This window comes from Albidovulum aestuarii, assembly GCF_029961185.1.
In the GTDB taxonomy this organism is placed as follows: domain Bacteria; phylum Pseudomonadota; class Alphaproteobacteria; order Rhodobacterales; family Rhodobacteraceae; genus Albidovulum; species Albidovulum aestuarii.
Genome location: NZ_JASBQQ010000004.1, coordinates 41,226 through 55,596, shown reverse-complemented (window position 1 = coordinate 55,596; position 14,371 = coordinate 41,226). Strand labels below are relative to the sequence as shown.

Sequence of the window (14,371 nt, the reverse complement as noted above, 5' to 3'; positions counted from 1 at the left end):
ACTTCACGATGACGAAACCCAGAGTGCTTGTCACGCGGCGCTGGCCCGAAGCGGTCGAGGCAAAGATGGCCGAGGTCTTTGACCTGACCATCAATCGCGACGACCGGCCTCTGGGGCCGGATGACATAAGGGCGGCGATGGCCGATTACGACGCGGTTCTGCCGACCGTGACCGACCGTCTGCCCGCCCCGGTCTTCGATCTGCCCAAGACCCGGACCCGCATCCTTGCCAATTATGGTGTGGGCTTTGCCCATATCGACACCGAGGCCGCGAAATCGCACGGCATCGCGGTGACGAACACGCCCGACGTGCTGTCGGAATGCACCGCCGATATCGCCATGACGCTGATGCTGATGGTGGCCCGGCGGGCGGGCGAGGGTGAACGGGAACTGCGCGAGGGGCGCTGGACCGGCTGGCGGCCCACGCATCTCATCGGCACCAAGGTGTCGGGCGCGACTTTGGGCATCATCGGTTTTGGCCGCATCGGTCAGGCGATGGCGCAGCGCGCCCATCATGGGTTCGGCATGAAGATCCTGGTCCAGAACCGGTCCAAGGTCGCACCAGAAATCCTGGCCCGCTACAACGCGGTGCAGGTCGACACGGTCGAGGACCTCTTGCCGCAATGCGATTTCGTCTCGCTCCACTGCCCCGGCGGTGCTGCGAACCGGCACCTGATCAATGCGCGCAGGCTGGACCTGATGAAGCCGACGGCCTTCCTGATCAACACCGCGCGCGGTGAGGTCGTGGCCGAACACGCGCTGGCGCAGGCCCTTTGGTTCGGTACCATCGGCGGCGCGGGGCTTGATGTCTTTGAACGCGAGCCGCTGATCCACCCCGACCTCAAGGATGCCGACAACCTCGTCATGTTGCCGCATCTGGGGTCCGCCACGCGCGAGACGCGCGAGGGGATGGGAATGCGTGTGCTGCAGAACCTTCAGGACTTCTTCGAAGGCCGGGAGCCGCAGGACCGGGTGGCCTGAGCGATGGGCGCCGCACCGGACCTGCAGCGGGCAGAAGACGGGCGCGGCGAGCCGGACTATGCGGCAGAGCTGCGCCGTGAACTCGGGGCGCTGTGGCGGAATGTCATCCGCCGCCGCGCGCCACAGATCGCCGACCTGATCGACACGGGCGAAGCGCCGCTTCCCATGGGCGAGGACAGTATTCCCTGCCTTCAGGCGATCAATATCTGGTTCCAGCTGCTGAAGATCATCGACGAGAATGCCGCCATGCGCGACCGCCGCCAGACCGAGGCGCGCGACGGTGCGGCCGCGGTCGAGGGCAGTTTCGCCAAGGTGCTGGCCGAGAATGCGGCGGGGCTGAATGCCGCGAGTTTCACCGCGCTCGCCGACCGGCTGTCGGTCGGCCCGACGCTGACCGCCCACCCGACCGAGGCGAAACGGGTCACGGTACTGGAAATCCACCGGCGCATCTACCGGCTGCTGGTGGCGCTTGAAACCCAGCGCTGGACCCCGCGCGAGCGCGAGGACCTGCTGTTAGATATCGAGGGCGAAATCGACCTTCTGTGGATGACCGGCGAATTGCGCCGCGAGCGGCCGAGCCTGAAGGACGAGATCGAATGGGGCCTGCAGTTTTTCCGCGACAGCGTCTTTGACGCGGTGCCGCAACTCTTCGAACGTTTTGCCACCGCTAAGGAAAGCCATTTCGGCAAGGCGGGCGAGGTAAAGCCCTGCATCCGGTTTCATTCCTGGATCGGCGGCGACCGCGACGGCAATCCGAATGTGACGACGGACATGACGCGTCTGGCTGTCGGACAGGCGCGGAAAGCTGTGTTGGAACGCTATCTTGCCGGGCTGGGCGCGGCGTCGGCACGGATCAGCATCAGTTCGCTGATCGTAAAGATCCCACCCGCGACCGAGGCCCGCATCCGCGCAGTCATCGCGCGGGGGGCATCGCCCGAAGCCTCTGAAAAGCGCAATCCGGGCGAGGTCTTTCGTCAGGCCCTGACCGCCATGGCGGACCGTATCCGGGCGACCCTTTCCACCGCGCCGGGCGCTTATCGCGCCGCCACGGATTTCGTCGCCGACCTCGCCACGGTCGAGGCGGCGCTGATCGAGATCGGCGCGGCCCGGGCGGCGGAGCGGCATGTGCGCCCGATCCGATGGCAGGCCGAGGCCTTCGGCTTCCGCACCATGACGCTCGACATCCGCCAGAACTCGACAGTGACGACCGCCGTTCTGGCCGAGATCTGGGGGCTGAGCGGCCCGGCGCCGGATTATGGCAGTGCCGACTGGTCGGCGCGGCTGAGGCGCGAGATTGCCCTGCCCGACCTTGCATGGCCCGACCGCGCGCGTCTCAGCGCCAATGCCAATGAGTTGCTGAACCTCCTTGGTCTCATGCGCGAGATCCGCCATGGCGACGACCCTGATGCGGTGGGCCCGTTCATCCTGTCGATGACAAGGTCCAGCGACGATATCCTCGGCGTTTACCTGCTGGCACGCTATGCCGGGTTTGGGGCCGAAAAGATCGACCTCGCCGTGGTGCCGCTGTTCGAGACGATCGACGACCTGCGCGCAGCCCCTGCGGTCTTTGACGACCTCCTTTCGGTTCCGGTCGCCCGCCGCTCGATCCGCAGCAATGCGGGGACGGTCGAGGTCATGCTCGGCTATTCCGACAGCAACAAGGATGGCGGTTTCGTCTGTTCGACATGGGAATTGGAAAAGGCGCAAAGGCGGATATCGCAAACGCTGGCGCGGCACGATCTGCAACCGGTCTTCTTCCATGGCCGTGGCGGATCGGTCAGCCGGGGCGGGGCGCCCACCGAACGTGCAATTGCCGCCCAGCCCTTCGGCACCATCAATGGCCGCCTGCGGCTGACCGAACAGGGTGAGGTCGTGTCGTCGAAATATGCCAATCGCGGCACCGCGCTCAATCAACTGGAGCTTCTGGCCGCCTCGGTCCTGTCGCATTCGCTGGCCACGGTGAAACCGGTTCCGAACCCCGAACATGACGACGCGCTGGAGGCGCTGGCCGGCATGTCCCAGGCGGCGTATTCGAACCTGCTGCACCGGCCGGAATTCATGCAGTATTTCCTGCAGGCGAGCCCGGTCGAGGAACTGGCGATGCTGCGCATCGGCTCGCGCCCCGCGCGGCGGTTCGGCGCGGGTGGGCTTTCGGACCTTCGCGCTATTCCCTGGGTCTTTGCCTGGTCGCAGAACCGGCATCTTCTGACCGGCTGGTACGGGTTCGGCAGTGCCATCGCCTCATTCCGGCAGGTGCGCGGGGCCGAGGGCGACCGGCTTCTGGCCGAGATGTTCACGCGCCACAAGCTCTTCCGGCTGATTGTGGACGAGGTGGAGAAGTCGCTGTTGCTGACGGATATGGAGGTCGCGGCGCGCTACGCTTCACTTGTGGAAAAGGACGCTGTCCGCGATGCGATCTTTGGGGCCGTCGGGGCGGAATACGACCGGTCCATCGCCGCGATCCGGTTCCTGACCGGCAGCAAGGAGGTCGGTGCACGGTTCCCGATGATGCTCGGCCGGTTCGAACGGGTCCGGCCGCAGCTGGACCGGATCAACCGGATGCAGGTGGCATTGCTGGGCGAGGCACGGTCAGGTCATGCCGCGCGAACCACGGTGCCCCTGATGCAATCGATGAACTGCATCGCCGCCGGTCTCGGCTGGACCGGCTGACCGGCTGCCGGTCAAGGGCGCGGCTTGCCCTTCCACGTCCCGAGCCAGGCCCTGAACCGGCCCCAGACTCCCCGCGCGCGGCCAGCGGCGGCGTCGGCACGGTCCTCGACCCCATCCCAGGCTTCGCTCACATCTTCCAGCACCGGGTCGATGGAGCGTTCGCGGAACTGCAGCCACATGCGGCGCAGCACCAGAAGGATCACAGCAAGGAAAACGAAGAAGAAGATGTTGAACCACGGGATGATGGTCGCATCCGGCCCGTCGACCGGCTTGATCGAGATCGCATTAGGAAAGGCCGAGAAGTAGACGATGCGCCAGCCGTAATGGGTGACAGAGACCCATTGTGGGGCGGCGGCGGTTGATTTCAGATCCTCCGCCTCGGTCTGCAGGTTGGCGGTGTCGAACTTGAAGTAAGGCGGCCAGGACCAGCTTGTATCCTCATTGCGGTAGACCATCGGCTTGCCGTTGGCCTTGACCGTCTGGATGAACTGCACATCGCGGTTGACGAGCGTGCCGGACTGATCATCCGGGCTCGACCAGAAAATGCGGGTCCAGTCGTTCAGGTCCTGCCGTTCCTGATAGGTGTTCACCACCCGCACGATGTCATGCTGCGGCAGCGTGTAGTGGAAGAACCCGATCACGGTCAGCGCCAGAAGCGTCAGGATCGTCCATTTCGCGTATTTCATAACCGCCACCCCCGGGCTCAGTTCGTCAGATAGATCAGCACCAGCACGGCGAGCGTGGGCACCACATAGACCAGCCAGATCAGCTTGGCCCGCAGGCTTTTCTCGTAACTCTTCATACCGGCCTCGATATAGGCATCGCGGGTAGCGGATTCACCCCCGCCCTGCTCGGCGTCCCATTCCTTTTCCAGCCGTTCGCGTTCCACCGATCGAGAATAGACCGACAGGAGCCAGTACATGATCGTCATGGCGATGAGGCCGAAGACGGCGAGGCGGACAAAGGCGATCATCTGCGGTCCTTCCTGACAGACCCCCAGGGGCCGACGGCATCGACGATATCCTTTTTGCGGCTGGTCCGTCGACTCCACGGTCCGGCTTCGACCACCACCCCGGTATCGGCCATGCCCGGCTCGGGCCCGAAGAGGTCACGCCGCGCGCCAGCCTTGTCGATCTGGTATTCCCGTTCGAGGTAGTCGGCGACGAAGGCCTTCTTCGCCTCGGGCCAGGACCGGTAGAGGTCGTAGAAAAGCTCCTTGTGGCAGATGTAAAGCTGGCGCACGTCCAAGGGCGAAAGCTCTGCCAGAAGCATGTTCACCAGATCGCGGTCGGCATGGGGCTTGGCGCGGAGCGTGTAGAAATAGGCCGGATGCATCGCGGTGATGCGCGGGAAGCGGCCGCCGGTTTCGACCCATCTGAGCAGTTCCGCGAGCCCCCGGAACTCCTCGGGCAGCCGCGACCCCATGCTGGCCGCCGCCTGCCTCAGATCGCGGCGCGAGCCATGGCCGATATCGAGGCCAAGCTCCGCCGCCGCCGCGACCACGATGAAATCCATCTTCTGACGCAGAATCGCAGCGGCATCGGCGCCGCGCGCCTCGTGGATCGGCTCCACAAGGTCGTTGATGTCGAGAAGCTTCGCCACCTGATTGCGGTCGGACAGGTCAAAGACATAGGTGACCGGCAGCGCACCGAGCTTCTCCTTCGGCCCGACGGAAAGTGCTGCCGGATGCTCCACATCGCGGAAGATATAAAGCCCGCCGAAATGCGCGGTCCAGAAGTTGCCCTGATCAAAGCTGGTGGCCTTCAGCGACACGGGGTTCCGCGTCACATCGCCGGTCTTTTCGGCGAGCTGGATCATCTCGCCGATCAGCACGTCATCCCACCAGGCGTCTTCCTCGGTCCGGAAGCGGTCGATGAGGCCCGAGAGCTTCTGCCCCTCGGCCACATGATTACCGGTCGTATCGGCGACAACGGTGATGCGGCGGATGTCGAACAGCCGCTTCGGCTCGTTCAGGTCGTAGACGGTGTTCTCCAATTCCCCCGCCACCGCATCGCGGGCGGTCAGGGTGAAAAGCTGCGCCTCGTTCTCCTCGATGAAGCGGGTGAGGATGCCGCGCGAGGTGGAGAATTTCGCGTTGAGAAGCGGCGCGGTCTTCTGGTCGGTGGTCAGGAGGATGAACTGCCGGTTGCAGCCATTGGCGTTGAGGTAAAGGTGATCGCCCAGTTCATCCCCCACCTCGGGCGAATAGCCCGAGATGTCGATGTGGAAATCGGCAAGCTTCGTCTCCTTCCCCGTCAGTGCCTTCAGCGCGCGGTTATAGCGCTCGACCAGCGCCGGGCTCTCGACGGGCACGAGATTGCCGAACATCAGGCCCTTTTCGATAAGGCGTTTCAATGTTCCGCATCCTTTCCAAATGGCGCACCAAAAGCTCCTCCGCGCCTCCCCTCCCCCTCGTGGGGAGGGGATGGGGGTGGGGGGCACGCCTCCAGCGCATCCAGAACCACCTGCATCACACCGTCCATGTTTCCGTCAATCTCGTTGTTCCAGAACCGCAGGACCGTGAAGCCCTGCGCCTCGAACCAAGCATCCCGCGCCTGATCCCTCGGTCCACCATGCCCACCGCCATCGACCTCGATAACCAGCCGCCTGCCGAACTCGGCGAAATCCGCGATGTAAGGTTCGACCGGCGCCTGTCTGCGAAAATGGGTGCCAAGCATCCGGTTCACCTCACGCAGTTTCGGCCAGAGTCGCCGCTCCTGTGGGGTCATGTTCTTCCGAAGCTCACGGGCGTTTGCACGGGTATGTGCGGCAATGCGAGTCACGACGTAGCCCCCCACCCCCATCCCCTCCCCACAAGGGGGAGGGGAGGTGCAAGACTAGCCGCGCCGTGGGGTACTACCCTCATCATTATCTACCTGAAGACGAGGCGATGCGCGTTGCCACCCATTTCACCAACAAACTGGCCAGTATCCCAAGCAAACCAAGTGTTGATATTTCTACTCCTGTTTCAAAGAAGTATGCCGCACCTCCGGATGGGTTTGCGGCCAACGCGGAAAGCACCCCTGCTTGTTGAGATATGTGGAACGCAAGCGAGACTAGGGCAGCAAACACCCACAGCACTACGGCGCTCAGGATCGTAGCTAGAAAATACTTTGAGTAAAACCTCCCAAGCAAGCGAAGCGCGACTCTCGCCATCCACCAACCAGATGCCAAGAATGCCAAGCTGAACAAGAGAAAGTTCGTCGGTTCCTGATACCAGCTTTCTATCACCCCTTCCCCTCCAGATACCGCCTTTTGGCCTCCTCCATCCGGCCCATCTCGCGCACCGCATTCTCGATTGCGACCTCGTCGGACTTGTCGGCATAGCGGAATTCCGAATCCGCGTAGCGGTTGATCTCCTGCACCACCATCTCGACCGTGATGGGCTTGCGCAGTTCGGAAATCATCGCCTTCTTCTCGTCGTAGGGTTTGAAGAGGAAGAGGTCCGGTTCCTCCATCCACTCATCCGGCAGTTCGAAATCCATCGCCCGCACCTTCACGGCGTCGGTGATGTTCTTGATCGCGCGGCCGGTGAAACGTTCGTCGGCCTCCTGAATGGCCTTGAGATAGGTGCCCAACTTGGCAATCGTATCCAAGGCACCGATCCGCCCCTCGACCTCGCGCCAGACCGCCTTCAGCCCGTCCTCATGCGGCACCGAATGGCCGTCGAAACTGGCCGCTACCGCCTTCTTGATCTCCTGCGCGGCATAAAGCTCATGCTCGCCCATCGGGATCGCATGGTTCTTGCCCAAAAGGAGCGCGAGGATGTCGATGTAATCCTCACGCGTCTGGGGGCCATCGACGAGGAACCGCGCCCCGGCCCGCTGGCGAAGCGCGTCATCGACGTTCTCGGGGTAGTTCGAGAACATGCCGAAGGTGCAGTTGCCGCGCACAACGGTGTTCGCCCCGGCAAAGGCCTCCATCAGCACCGCCGTGATTTCCTGCTGCCCGGCGCTCGACTGCCGGTCGCCGCGCTTGCCCGCCACCTGGTCGATATCGTCGACCGTGCCGAAGCCGATCACGGCAGGGTCCATCACCCCGTTGATGAAGGCCTTGGCATTCTGCCCCGACTTGCCCTGATAGCTATCGACATTGTCGATGGAGAGGTTGGCGTAGCGGAACGGGTAATTCGCGACCTTGCAGTAATCGTTCAAAAGCCCCGCCATCATCTGAATGAGCGTCGTCTTGCCCGTCCCCGGCTTGCCGTCGCCCATGAAGGTGAAGATGAAGCCGCCCATCTCGGCGAAGGGGTTCAGCTTGCGGCTGAAATCATAGGCCATCAGCATCTTGGCAAGCCGCAAAGCCTGATACTTGGCGATATGGTTGCCCACGACCTCATGCGGCTTCTTGAAGGTCATGACGAGGGTGGAACCCCGCGCTTTTCGCGCCGGTTCAAAGCCCGAGATCGGGAAATCGTCCGCCTCGACCCGGTAATTGGCGCCGATGAACGCCTCCAGCCGGGGGGCGGAGGCGGCGCGCAGCTTGACCTTCTGCATCAGCTGTTCGGCATAGGCGAGGATCGTGGCGATCAGCGTCGCCTCATCCTTGGCAAAGACCGCGATATCCTGATCCAGTTCCCAGAGCGCGCCATGCAGCGCCAGTTGCGCGTTGTCGGTCAGCACCTCCTCCACCGCGCCGATTTCGACCGAGACCTCGCTGGCCTTCTCGGCCAGAAGAAACGCTGTCGCATTGGCGAAGACCGACAGTACGACCAAAGCTTCGGCGGTCAGCAATTCGGTGAATTCATTCGCCCGCGATGCAGGCAGGCGGTTCTCGAGATTGGCCTTCTTCAGTTCGACGAGGCCGGTCTGACCCGAAAACGCCTCGCCCATCGCCAGCGCGATCGACAAGGACCGGCGAAGCGCATGGGCCGCCGCCGCCTGCAGGGGGGATGTCAGCGGATCATCGTCATCGGTCGTCGCCATCCGGTCGATCAGCCGCACGCCCTCGGTCCGGGCCATCGACCGGGTCACGAGGCCGGGCGTCGTGGACCGGAAGCGCCGCTGCATCGCCGCCACGTCGGGCGATTTTTCCGGCCCCGTCACCGTCAGCTTCGGCTGCGCCAGACGCGGGGCGTGATCGACGCCCATCAGCATCTCGGTCGCCGCCATGTAGTGCGCCCGGATTTCCTCTTCCTTCAATTCCATCTCATTCTGCGGCGCGCTCATCGAATTCCCTTATGCTTCTTCATTGCAAAAATACTCCACGGGGGTCCGGGGGTGTGAAACCCCCGGCCGCTATCCGTAAACCAGCACCCTGCCCTCCTTGCCGACCACGAATTTCCGCATGTCGCGGAACCCGGCGGGGTCCTTCTCGGCCAGAACCTGAAATGGTCTTTGCGGCAGGATCAGCGACCGCGTCACCCGCGTCGCCCCCGTCTCCACCCCGCGGCCGGAGAACGGGTCGAGCTTGAAGACCTCGCGTTCGATATCGGTGAACCAGCCCTTCTCGACCTCGACACGTTCGCTTTCCAGCTCTTCCATGGTCCAGGCGAGCGCCCAGTCCTCGCCCTTGGGCGATTTCGCCTCTTCCAGTACCTCGCGGATCGGCCCGGTCTGGAGCGTGAAGGCGCTGGAATACATCGGTCCCAGATGCAGCCGCCTCAGCCGCTTGGGGTGCAGGTCGTCGAAATCGGTGTCAAACCCCTTGGCGATGGTGATCAGCTTCAGCCCCCCCACCGACTGCGCCATCAGATGCGCCTGTGCGGCGGGCCAGCGGCGTTCGTCGAGGGGCAGCGCCTTGCGGCCCGAATCCACCACCTCCATCAGATAGATGACGGGGACGTTCAACTGGCTGTCATAGACACCCCAATGCACCAGATATCCGCGCCGCCCGCCCGAGACATCGGCGATCCACTGCGCCTGCGGATGCATCTGGGGGAAGTAAAGCCCGCCCTTCTGCAGGGCCTCGTAATAAAGCCGCTGCGACATCGCATATTGCAGCCGCGTCGGCACAACGCGCTCGCCGACGATCTGGCGGATCATCTCGTCCTTCAGCTTTGCGGCGTCTGGCATGCCGTCGAGATGCCGCGCCGCCTGCGCGGTATCGTTGGCCATCGTCACCAGTTCCTGAAAGATCGGAAATCCGCTTTCATGCAGGTCGATGGTCAGATGCTTCTGCCCGATCCCGTCGAGCCGGCCCGAGACGAGGTATTTCAGGCTGAGCGCCTTGAAGGTCGCGGCAATGGCGCGGACGTAACCCTCCAGCACATCGCTGTCCATGGCGGAAAAGGCGCGGTCCTTCTCCATCTCCTCCGCGACCCCGGTCAGGCGGCGGGTGATCCCCTCGAACTTGGCGAAATAGCGCCGCGCGGCAAGGTCGTCATCGAGCGCCTTGTGGTCGGTGGTCAGGTCAAGTTCGGGCACTTACCCACCATACAGGTTCTTGTCATGCTTCTCGACGATCTCTTGGAACCGCCGGGCGAAGCGCTCGTCGGCCTTGGCCTTCTGCTCCAGCACCTTGCGGGCAAAGACCATCTGGTCCTCATGCGCCTCCATCATCTCGGCCATGCGGGTGTTGGTCGCGACCCCGATCCCGGCCATGGCCGCCTGAGCCTCCTGATCGGTCTTGACCCCGATCTCGTTGATCTTGTGGGCCACATCCTGCTGCTGCGCGGTCTTCAAGCTTTTCGTCAGCGCGTCATAAAGCACGACCCGCTGCTTGGTATCGGTCTGCAGCTTGTTGATCAGCACCATCTGGGTCGCGGCCTGATTTTGCAGGGAGTCCACCCAGGTCTTGCCCTTCTCGATATAGCGCTCCAGCGTCTGGGATTTGGCGAGCTTCACCTGCTCATCCTGCACCATCGCGTTGTAGCGCTTGTTCAACTCGGCTAGCTGGCTTTCCAGCTGCGTGCGCTTCGCCGCATCCTGTTCGACGCTGATCGCGTTTTCAATCTTGATGATCTCCGGGTCGAGTTTCTGGATATCGGCGCGCAAACCTTCCAGCGTGCTCACCGTCACCTCGCGCTCCGACAGGGTCTCGGTCAGGTTCGCCTCGACCTTGTCCTTGTGCTGGTTGAGGACGTTGAGCTGGCCTTCCAAGAGTTTCACGATCACGTCGGACTTGCCGATCAGATCCTGCAGCTTGTCGTCGATCGACGCGCCGCGCAGGCGTTCCTGCCGCATCGATTCCGACTTGCCCTTGGAGAAGATGCCGACGAAGCTTTCCCAGCCCGTCTTGTTGCGCATCTCGTCGAAATCTTTCGAGAAGCCAGCCGTGACATCGTCGAGCCCCATGATCAGTTCGGCGATATTCGCGTTCATGATCTCGGCATGGGCATGGACGTCATCGAGCGTCGCATTCTCGATATCTATGGACACGTCGTCGCCGGTCTTGAGCTTATTGCGCGCGGTTTCGATCCGGCTCGTCAGTTCCGAAATCTTGGCCTGCGCATCGGCGACCTGTTTCTGGCTTTCAAGAATCTGGGCATCGAAATCGGACATGGGCGCTCCCTGATGTTAAACCTATTTACAATGATGGGGATGCTCGGGTCTTTTGTCATCCCCCCGGTTGTCGAAATCGTTATCGCAAAAACCAAACGCGGCGTCATCCCGCAATATCTGTCCGCCGAATTGTCGTTGCGGCATGGGGGACAGCGGGGCTAGCCTTGCGTCATGCCCGCCGATCTGACCGCCCGCCTGTTCGCCGAGATCGCCGCCCGCCGCGGTGATCTGGTCCGGCTGACGCAGGACCTGATCCGCATCCCGACGGTCAATCCGCCGGGGCGGAATTATCTGGAGATCTGCGAATACCTTGCCGAGAGGCTCGGGCGCGCGGGATTCAGGGTGGACCTGGTCCGCGCCGAGGGTGCGCTTGGCGATGCGCCCGCGCATCCCCGCTGGAACCTCGTCGCAAGGGCCGAGGGCGGCGGCGCGGGGGACTGCGTGCATTTCAATTCGCATCATGACGTGGTCGAGGCAGGCCATGGCTGGACCCGCGATCCCTTCGGGGCGGAGCTGGAGGGCGACCGCATTTACGGGCGGGGGGACTGCGACATGAAGGGGGGCCTGGCCGCGTCGATCATCGCGGCCGAGGCCTTCATCGCCGCCTGCCCCAACTATCGCGGTGCGATAGAGATCAGCGCCACGGCGGATGAGGAATCGGGGGGCTTTGGCGGCGTCGCCTACCTTGCCGAACAGGGCTGGTTCGCGCCCGAACGCGTGCAGCATGTCATTATCCCCGAACCCCTGCACAAGGACCGCATCTGCCTTGGCCATCGCGGCGTCTGGTGGGCCGAGATCGAGACGAAGGGGCGGATCGCCCATGGCTCCATGCCCTTTCTCGGCGATTGCGCGGTCCGTCACATGTGGGCGGTTCTGGCCGAGATGGAGGCGGTGCTCTTCCCGCTTCTCGCCACGAAGCGCACCGAGATGCCGGTCATTCCGGGTGGCGCCCGGCAACCCTCGCTGAACATCAACGCGATCCATGGCGGCGCGGCCGAGCAGGCCGAGGACTATACCGGCCTGCCCGCGCCTTGCGTCCCTGACCGCTGCCGCATCACCATCGACCGGCGCTTCCTGATCGAGGAGGATCTGGCCGGGGTCAAACGCGAAGTCGCGGCGCTGATGGAGCGGGTGAAGGCCGCGCGCCCGTCCTTCGACTACGAGATCCGCGACCTGTTCGAAGTTCAGCCGGTGATGACGGAACGGGACGCGCCGGTTGTCAGCACGACGGCAGCGGCCATCGAGCGTGTTCTGGGGCGGCAGGCAGACTATGTCGTTTCTCCCGGCACCTATGACCAGAAACATATCGACCGGATCGGGCGTCTGAAGAACTGCATCGCCTATGGGCCCGGCATCCTCGACCTGGCCCATCAGCCCGACGAATGGATCGGCATTCAGGACATGGAAGACGCGGCCCGCGTCATGGCGCTGGTCCTTGCCGACCTTCTCGCGACCTGACTTCTTCTTGGCCAAAATACTCCGGGGGGTACGGGGGGCAGCGCCCCCCGCGGGTCCGGGCCGCAAGGCCCGGACATACTTTAAACCGCGATATTGTCGATAAGCCTGACCTCGCCCAGCATCGCCGCAGCGAGAAGCCGGGCCGGACGATCGAGGCTGGTCACGGTCTCCAACGTTTCGGCGTCGCGCAGGTCGAGATACTCGACCGAAGCGAACCCCGCCGCCAGGATCGCCTTCCGTGCCGCACCAAGCGCGGCATCGGCAGAGGCCCCACCCCGGATCGCCGCGGCTGCCGTCTGCATTTCCCGGTGAAGCGCCGGGGCGATGGCACGCTCTGCCGCCGTCAGCCGCACATTGCGCGAGGACATGGCGAGCCCGTCTTCCTCGCGGATCGTCGCGCAGGGAATGATCCGGGTCGGGATATTGAGGTCGCGCACAAGCCGTTGCACGACCTGCACCTGTTGCCAGTCCTTCTCGCCAAAGAACGCCCGCCCTGCCTGCGTCATGCCAAAAAGCTTGGTCACCACTGTCGCCACACCATCGAAATGGCCGGGGCGGAACGCGCCCTCCATCGGTTCGGATACGCCCGACACCGAGACCTTGGAGGCAAAGCCATTGGGATAGACCTCTTCCGGGCCGGGCGCGAAAAGCACATCGACCCCGTCCGCCTCCAAGAGCGCCAGATCGTGCGCCTCGTCACGCGGGTATTTCTTCAGGTCTTCGGGATTATTGAACTGCATCGGATTGACGAAGATCGTCACGATCACCCGGTCGGATTGCTTGCGCGCGGCGCGGGCGAGGCTCAGATGCCCATCATGCAATGCGCCCATCGTCGGCACAACACCCACCAGCGCGCCTGCGCGATTCCAGCCCGCCACCTTCTCGCGCAGAGCTTCTGCGCTCCGGATCACGTCGGTCATTTGCCAGGGGCCTTGTCGCCGAAGACATGTTCGGGCGCCGGGAAGGTCCGCGCCCGGACCTCGGCCGCATAGGCGGCGATGGCACGGTCGGCTTCTTCGCCGAGTTCGGCATAGCGTTTCACGAATTTCGGCCGGAAGGCGGTGAAGAGCCCCAGCATATCGTCGACCACCAGCACCTGACCGTCGCAATCTGCCGAGGCACCGATACCGATGGTCGGAATGTCGATGGCCTGCGTGATCTCACGCGCCAACGCGTCGGGCACCTTTTCCAGAACCACGGAAAACGCCCCGGCCCGCGTAACCGCCTCGGCATCACGGCGGATGCGTGCCGCATCCTCGCCGCGCCCCTGCACGCGATAACCGCCCAAAGTATTCACCGCCTGCGGCGTCAGTCCGATATGAGCCATGACCGGAATGCCGCGCGCGGTGAGGAAGGCGATGGTTTCCTCCATGTGCACGCCGCCCTCAAGCTTGACGGCCGCAGCGCCGGTTTCCACCATCAGCCGCGCAGCATTGCGGAAGGCCTGTTCCGGCCCTTCCTCATACGAGCCGAAAGGCATGTCGATGACGAGCATCGACTTCGACGTGCCGCGTGCGACCGCCTGACCATGCAGGATCATCATCTCCATCGTCACGCCCAGCGTCGAGGGCAGGCCATGGATCACCATTCCAAGGCTGTCGCCGACAAGGACGATATCGCAATGTGGATCGACAAGCCGGGCGACCGGCGTCGTATAGGCGGTCAGGACCACCAGTGGCGTGCCGCCCTTACGCGCCCTGATATCGGGCGGAACCGGCCGCTTCACTTCACCCGTCGCACTCATACCGCCCTCCTTCGCAGTCGCAGAAAAAGGATAGCCGCAACGCAGCATCATTTCCAGCTTCGTGTTCGCGCTACTAT

Annotated in this window: 13 protein-coding genes; 4 read left to right on the top strand and 9 right to left on the bottom strand. The window is 63.5% G+C overall.

The features are described from left to right. Nucleotides 1-8 precede the first annotated feature (8 nt). Both QKW60_RS10990 and QKW60_RS10985 read left to right on the top strand, forming a co-directional pair. The gene (locus QKW60_RS10990) at nucleotides 9-980 is read left to right on the top strand and encodes a 2-hydroxyacid dehydrogenase (RefSeq protein ID WP_282368766.1); all 972 of its coding nucleotides are present in this window, start codon (nucleotides 9-11) and stop codon (nucleotides 978-980) included. 3 nt (nucleotides 981-983) lie between these two features. Then, nucleotides 984-3,650 carry a phosphoenolpyruvate carboxylase gene (locus QKW60_RS10985; protein WP_282368764.1) on the top strand — a complete coding sequence of 889 codons (2,667 nt, stop codon included), beginning with the start codon at nucleotides 984-986 and terminating at the stop codon, nucleotides 3,648-3,650. A gap of 11 nt (nucleotides 3,651-3,661) precedes the next feature. Here QKW60_RS10985 and QKW60_RS10980 read toward each other — a convergent pair whose 3' ends face one another. From QKW60_RS10980 to QKW60_RS10965, 4 genes are read right to left on the bottom strand one after another with little or no spacing between them, the layout of a single operon-like run. Beyond that, nucleotides 3,662-4,336: a DUF1523 family protein gene (locus tag QKW60_RS10980; RefSeq protein ID WP_282368763.1), complete on the bottom strand. Its 675-nt coding sequence runs from the start codon at nucleotides 4,334-4,336 to the stop codon at nucleotides 3,662-3,664. 17 nt (nucleotides 4,337-4,353) lie between these two features. Further along, entirely contained in the window at nucleotides 4,354-4,623 is a 270-nt protein-coding gene (locus tag QKW60_RS10975) for a hypothetical protein (RefSeq protein WP_282368761.1), read from the bottom strand. Then, a complete protein-coding gene (locus tag QKW60_RS10970; RefSeq protein ID WP_282368760.1) occupies nucleotides 4,620-6,005 on the bottom strand; it encodes a DUF6638 family protein in 1,386 nt (461 codons plus the stop codon). The genes QKW60_RS10975 and QKW60_RS10970 overlap by 4 nt, the downstream gene beginning before the upstream one ends. Then, a complete protein-coding gene (locus QKW60_RS10965) occupies nucleotides 6,002-6,454 on the bottom strand; it encodes an endonuclease domain-containing protein (protein WP_282368758.1) in 453 nt (150 codons plus the stop codon). Before QKW60_RS10965 ends, QKW60_RS10970 begins: the two co-directional genes overlap by 4 nt. 86 nt (nucleotides 6,455-6,540) lie before the next feature. Here QKW60_RS10965 and QKW60_RS10960 point away from each other — a divergent pair, with 86 nt between their 5' ends. Then, the gene (locus QKW60_RS10960; RefSeq protein ID WP_282368756.1) at nucleotides 6,541-6,684 is read left to right on the top strand and encodes a hypothetical protein; all 144 of its coding nucleotides are present in this window, start codon (nucleotides 6,541-6,543) and stop codon (nucleotides 6,682-6,684) included. A 193-nt stretch (nucleotides 6,685-6,877) separates the two neighbouring features. Here QKW60_RS10960 and QKW60_RS10955 read toward each other — a convergent pair whose 3' ends face one another. The 3 genes from QKW60_RS10955 to QKW60_RS10945 all read right to left on the bottom strand — a co-directional run bounded on the left by QKW60_RS10955 (nucleotide 6,878) and on the right by QKW60_RS10945 (nucleotide 11,092). Further along, nucleotides 6,878-8,818, bottom strand: a complete 1,941-nt coding sequence (locus QKW60_RS10955) for an AAA family ATPase (protein ID WP_282368754.1) — start codon at nucleotides 8,816-8,818, stop codon at nucleotides 6,878-6,880. Between the two features lie 69 nt (nucleotides 8,819-8,887). Next, a complete protein-coding gene (locus QKW60_RS10950) occupies nucleotides 8,888-10,015 on the bottom strand; it encodes a hypothetical protein (RefSeq protein ID WP_282368752.1) in 1,128 nt (375 codons plus the stop codon). Then, complete coding sequence (locus QKW60_RS10945; protein WP_282368750.1) at nucleotides 10,016-11,092, bottom strand: GumC domain-containing protein; 1,077 nt, start codon at nucleotides 11,090-11,092, stop codon at nucleotides 10,016-10,018. A 171-nt stretch (nucleotides 11,093-11,263) separates the two neighbouring features. On the opposite strand from QKW60_RS10945, the gene QKW60_RS10940 reads away from it, so the two are divergent. Continuing rightward, the gene (locus QKW60_RS10940) at nucleotides 11,264-12,550 is read left to right on the top strand and encodes an acetylornithine deacetylase/succinyl-diaminopimelate desuccinylase family protein (RefSeq protein WP_282368748.1); all 1,287 of its coding nucleotides are present in this window, start codon (nucleotides 11,264-11,266) and stop codon (nucleotides 12,548-12,550) included. Between the two features lie 80 nt (nucleotides 12,551-12,630). Here QKW60_RS10940 and panC read toward each other — a convergent pair whose 3' ends face one another. Together panC and panB are read right to left on the bottom strand one after the other, a co-directional pair. Further along, complete coding sequence (gene panC, locus QKW60_RS10935) at nucleotides 12,631-13,470, bottom strand: pantoate--beta-alanine ligase (protein ID WP_282368746.1); 840 nt, start codon at nucleotides 13,468-13,470, stop codon at nucleotides 12,631-12,633. Beyond that, nucleotides 13,467-14,294: a 3-methyl-2-oxobutanoate hydroxymethyltransferase gene (gene panB, locus QKW60_RS10930; RefSeq protein WP_282368745.1), complete on the bottom strand. Its 828-nt coding sequence runs from the start codon at nucleotides 14,292-14,294 to the stop codon at nucleotides 13,467-13,469. The genes panC and panB overlap by 4 nt, the downstream gene beginning before the upstream one ends. Nucleotides 14,295-14,371 lie beyond the last annotated feature (77 nt).

Coding starts and splice junctions, on each gene's coding strand:
- QKW60_RS10990 (WP_282368766.1), top strand. CDS start 9: ATGACGAAACCCAGAGTGCTTGTCACGCGGCGCTGGCCCGAAGCGGTC.
- QKW60_RS10985 (WP_282368764.1), top strand. CDS start 984: ATGGGCGCCGCACCGGACCTGCAGCGGGCAGAAGACGGGCGCGGCGAG.
- QKW60_RS10980 (WP_282368763.1), bottom strand. CDS start 4,336: ATGAAATACGCGAAATGGACGATCCTGACGCTTCTGGCGCTGACCGTG.
- QKW60_RS10975 (WP_282368761.1), bottom strand. CDS start 4,623: ATGATCGCCTTTGTCCGCCTCGCCGTCTTCGGCCTCATCGCCATGACG.
- QKW60_RS10965 (WP_282368758.1), bottom strand. CDS start 6,454: ATGGGGGTGGGGGGCTACGTCGTGACTCGCATTGCCGCACATACCCGT.
- QKW60_RS10960 (WP_282368756.1), top strand. CDS start 6,541: ATGCGCGTTGCCACCCATTTCACCAACAAACTGGCCAGTATCCCAAGC.
- QKW60_RS10955 (WP_282368754.1), bottom strand. CDS start 8,818: ATGAGCGCGCCGCAGAATGAGATGGAATTGAAGGAAGAGGAAATCCGG.
- QKW60_RS10945 (WP_282368750.1), bottom strand. CDS start 11,092: ATGTCCGATTTCGATGCCCAGATTCTTGAAAGCCAGAAACAGGTCGCC.
- QKW60_RS10940 (WP_282368748.1), top strand. CDS start 11,264: ATGCCCGCCGATCTGACCGCCCGCCTGTTCGCCGAGATCGCCGCCCGC.
- panC (WP_282368746.1), bottom strand. CDS start 13,470: ATGACCGACGTGATCCGGAGCGCAGAAGCTCTGCGCGAGAAGGTGGCG.
- panB (WP_282368745.1), bottom strand. CDS start 14,294: ATGAGTGCGACGGGTGAAGTGAAGCGGCCGGTTCCGCCCGATATCAGG.